The following is a 3,344-nucleotide window of genomic DNA, read 5'->3' as shown; positions in this document are numbered from 1 at the left end:
TTGGCCGGCAACCCGGGAATGCGTGAATGATGCGGTTGCCGGCCAGCGGCCGGCACTACCGGATAAAGAAAAACGCCGCCCGGGGGGCGGCGTTTTCCGTTCTGCCTATCTGCTTACTTACCGCCCAACCGCTCCCACAGGAAGCTGTAGGCCAGCGCCGACATGTGTGCGGCCTGCGCGTTGTTGGCGGCGCCGCCGTGACCCCCTTCGATGTTCTCGTAGTAGGTCACGTCCTTGCCGGCGTCGATCATCTTCGCCGCCATCTTGCGGGCATGGCCCGGGTGCACGCGGTCGTCGCGGGTCGAGGTGGTGAACAGCACCGGCGGGTAGTTCTTCTTCGCGTTGAACAGGTGGTACGGCGAGAAGGTCTTGATGAACTCCCAGTCACTGGTATCCGGGTTGCCGTACTCGGCCATCCACGAGGCACCCGCCAACAGGTGGCTGTAGCGCTTCATGTCCAGCAACGGCACCTGCACCACCACCGCACCGAACAGCTCCGGGTACTGGGTCAGCATGTTGCCGGTCAGCAGGCCACCGTTGCTGCCGCCCTGCACGCCCAGGTGCTTGGCGCTGGTGATCTTGCGCTTGACCAGGTCCCGCGCCACCGCGGCCATGTCTTCGTAGGCCTTGTGGCGGTTCTGCTTCAGCGCCGCCTGGTGCCAGCGCGGGCCGTACTCGCCGCCACCACGGATGTTGGCCACCACGTACACCCCGCCCTTCTCCAGCCAGGCGCGGCCCATGCCACCGGAATAGCTCGGGGTCAGCGAGATCTCGAAACCACCGTAGCCGTACAGCAGCGTCGGATTGGAGCCATCGAGCTTCATCGCCCTGTCGTGCACCACGAAGTACGGCACGCGGGTGCCGTCCTTGCTGGTGGCGAAGTGCTGCTCGATCACCTTGCCCTTGGCGTCGAAGAAGGCCGGCATGGTCTTCAGTGTTTCCGGGGCCTGGCCGATCTCGGCCAGCGCCAGCGTGGTCGGGGTCAGGTAGTCGGTGGCGGTTAGCCACACCGCGTCGCTGTCATTGCTGTCCACTGCAGCCACGCCCAGCGTGCCGAAGGCAGGTGCGCCGACGAAGCGGCTCGTCTGCCAGCCGTTGGCGCCCGGGGTCAGCACCGACAGGCGGTTCTTGACGTCGTCCAGCACGTTCAGCACCAGGTGGCTTTTGGTCCAGGTGGCGCTGGCCAGCGAGGTGGTCGCGGTCGGGGTGAACAGCACCTCGAAGTCGCGCTTGCCGGCCAGGAAGTCGTCCAGCTTCGTCGCCAGCAGCGAACCGGACGCATAGGTCTTGCCGCCCACGGTCCACGGATCGCGCAGTTCCAGGGTCAGCCACTGCTTGTGCAGGCCCTTCTCGGCCGAGTTCGGCGCGTCGATCTTGGTCAGCGTGCCGTCGTCGCCACGCAGGTAGAGCTCGTTGTTGTAGAACGCCAGCGTGCGGCTGACCAGGTTGCGCTCGAAGCCCGGGGTGTCATCGTGCATCGCCGCGATGTACATGTCTTCCGGCTTGCCTTCGTACACCGTCGTGGCCGAGGCCATCGGCGTGCCGCGCTTCCACAGCTTGGCCACGCGCGGATAGCCGGACGTGGTCATCGTGCCGGCACCGAAATCGGTGTAGACGAACACGGTGTCGCGATCGACCCAGTTGAGGCCCCCCTTCGACTCCGGGCGGAAGAAGCCGTCCTTGATCCAGGTCTTGTTGGCCAGGTCGAACTCGCGGGTGACGTCGGCGTCGGCGCCGCCGCGCGACAGCGCGATCAGGCAACGGCTGTAGTCCGGGCGCAAGCAATCGGCGCCGTGCCAGACCCAGTTCTCACCCTCGGCCTTGTTCAGTGCATCCAGGTCGAGCACGGTCTCCCACTGCGGCGACGCCTTGCGGTACTCGGCCAGCGTGGTGCGCCGCCACAGGCCGCGCTCGTGCTGCTGGTCCTTCCAGAAGTTGTAGTAGTAGTCGCCGATCTTCTGCACGCCCGGAATCTTGGCATCGGAGTCGAGCACCTCGCGGATGCGGGTCTCCATCTGCTTGAAGGCCGGGGTCTGCGCCAGGCGCGCCTCGGACTTGGCATTCTGTTCCTTGACCCAGGACAGCGGCTTGTCGCCGGTGACGTCCTCCAGCCAGGCGTAGCGGTCGGTATCCTCAGCGGCCACGGCGGTCCCCACCGAGGCAGCGGTCATCATGCCGGCCAGCAGGCAGGCGGAAGCGAGTCGTGACATTGCAGCTCCAGGCAGTCATAAGCCGTGGAACGCTAGCACGGAATGCCGCGGCCTCCCCCGTGTCGAAGGTCAGGCCGTGACCGCCGGGCCGCGCCGGCGACGCGCCTGTCCACCGGTACGCCGCACCTTCGGCAGCCCCGACAGGCGCGGCAGCGGGAAGCGCAGCAGCGCCCACCAGGCCGCGAGCGGCATGCCGATCAGCCACATCGGCAGCCAGCCCAACCACGCGCTGCTGCCACGTGCCGCTGGCCAGACCAGTACCAGCGCCAGTCCGGCCAGCGCCAGTTGCCGCACGCCACGCAGCAGGCGCGGGTCGGCGCGTTCGATGATGCGTTCAGTTGCAGGGTGACGGACGGAACGTCTGTTCATGGGCCTTCTCCGGTAGACAATGCAACACAGCTTGGGCAAGCCCCTTCTCACAGATTGCGACACCATTGACGGATCGCGCACGCTCAGTCGACCATGCTCAGGCAAAGCCCTCCTGAGCCCGCTCCCGCATGACTTCGATCCGCCCGCTCTGCGCCGTGTTGCTGGCCCTGTCCCTGGCGGGCCCCGCCATGGCGGTCGGTGAGCCGCCATCACCCCGTGCCAGCGTCCCGCGCGCCGATCCGGATGCCCCGATCGACCTCAAGCGCTTCATGGGCACCTGGTACGTGATCGGCCGCGTGCCGAACTTCATCGAACGCGGGCACGTCGCCAGCGTCAACGAGTACGAGTTGCGCGACGAGCACAAGGTCGGCATCACCTACCGCTACCGCGACGGCTTCGGCGAACCCCTGCAGGAGATCCGTGCACGCGCCAGCGTCGACCCGGACAGCGGCAACCACGGCTGGCGCACCTGGTTCTACCGCGTGGTGCCGACCCACTCCCGGGTGCTGGACGTCGCCCCGGATTATTCGTGGGCACTGATCGGCTACCCGGGCCGCGAGATGGCCTGGATCTTCTCGCGCACGCCGGACATGGACAAAGCGCTGTACAAGGAGCTGGCCGAGCGCCTGCGCGACGAGTACGGCGTGAACACCGACAAGCTCAAGCGCGTGCCGCAGCATCCGGAACAGGTCGGCAAGCTGGGCTACGAAGTACCGAACGCGCGTTGACCGCACGTGGAATTGCCGGCCAGCGGCCGGCACTACC

The 3,344-nt window shown here is 66.9% G+C and carries 3 protein-coding genes; 1 reads left to right on the top strand and 2 read right to left on the bottom strand.

What is annotated here, in order from left to right:
• Positions 1-113: 113 nt before the first annotated feature.
• Positions 114-2,210, bottom strand: a complete 2,097-nt coding sequence (locus ABGA94_RS04465; RefSeq protein ID WP_095378273.1) for a prolyl oligopeptidase family protein — start codon at positions 2,208-2,210, stop codon at positions 114-116.
• A 69-nt stretch (positions 2,211-2,279) separates the two neighbouring features.
• Complete coding sequence (locus ABGA94_RS04460; protein ID WP_375366499.1) at positions 2,280-2,579, bottom strand: hypothetical protein; 300 nt, start codon at positions 2,577-2,579, stop codon at positions 2,280-2,282.
• A 128-nt stretch (positions 2,580-2,707) separates the two neighbouring features.
• Here ABGA94_RS04460 and ABGA94_RS04455 point away from each other — a divergent pair, with 128 nt between their 5' ends.
• Positions 2,708-3,307, top strand: a complete 600-nt coding sequence (locus ABGA94_RS04455) for a lipocalin family protein (RefSeq protein ID WP_005419460.1) — start codon at positions 2,708-2,710, stop codon at positions 3,305-3,307.
• Positions 3,308-3,344 lie beyond the last annotated feature (37 nt).

The organism is Stenotrophomonas sp. 3diitr2024, from assembly GCF_042136455.1.
Taxonomy (GTDB): Bacteria; Pseudomonadota; Gammaproteobacteria; order Xanthomonadales; family Xanthomonadaceae; genus Stenotrophomonas; species Stenotrophomonas sepilia.
Note: the sequence above shows the minus strand (reverse complement) of the source record. Positions and strands in the feature narration are given on the sequence as shown.

Coding starts and splice junctions, on each gene's coding strand:
- ABGA94_RS04465 (WP_095378273.1), bottom strand. CDS start 2,210: ATGTCACGACTCGCTTCCGCCTGCCTGCTGGCCGGCATGATGACCGCT.
- ABGA94_RS04460 (WP_375366499.1), bottom strand. CDS start 2,579: ATGAACAGACGTTCCGTCCGTCACCCTGCAACTGAACGCATCATCGAA.
- ABGA94_RS04455 (WP_005419460.1), top strand. CDS start 2,708: ATGACTTCGATCCGCCCGCTCTGCGCCGTGTTGCTGGCCCTGTCCCTG.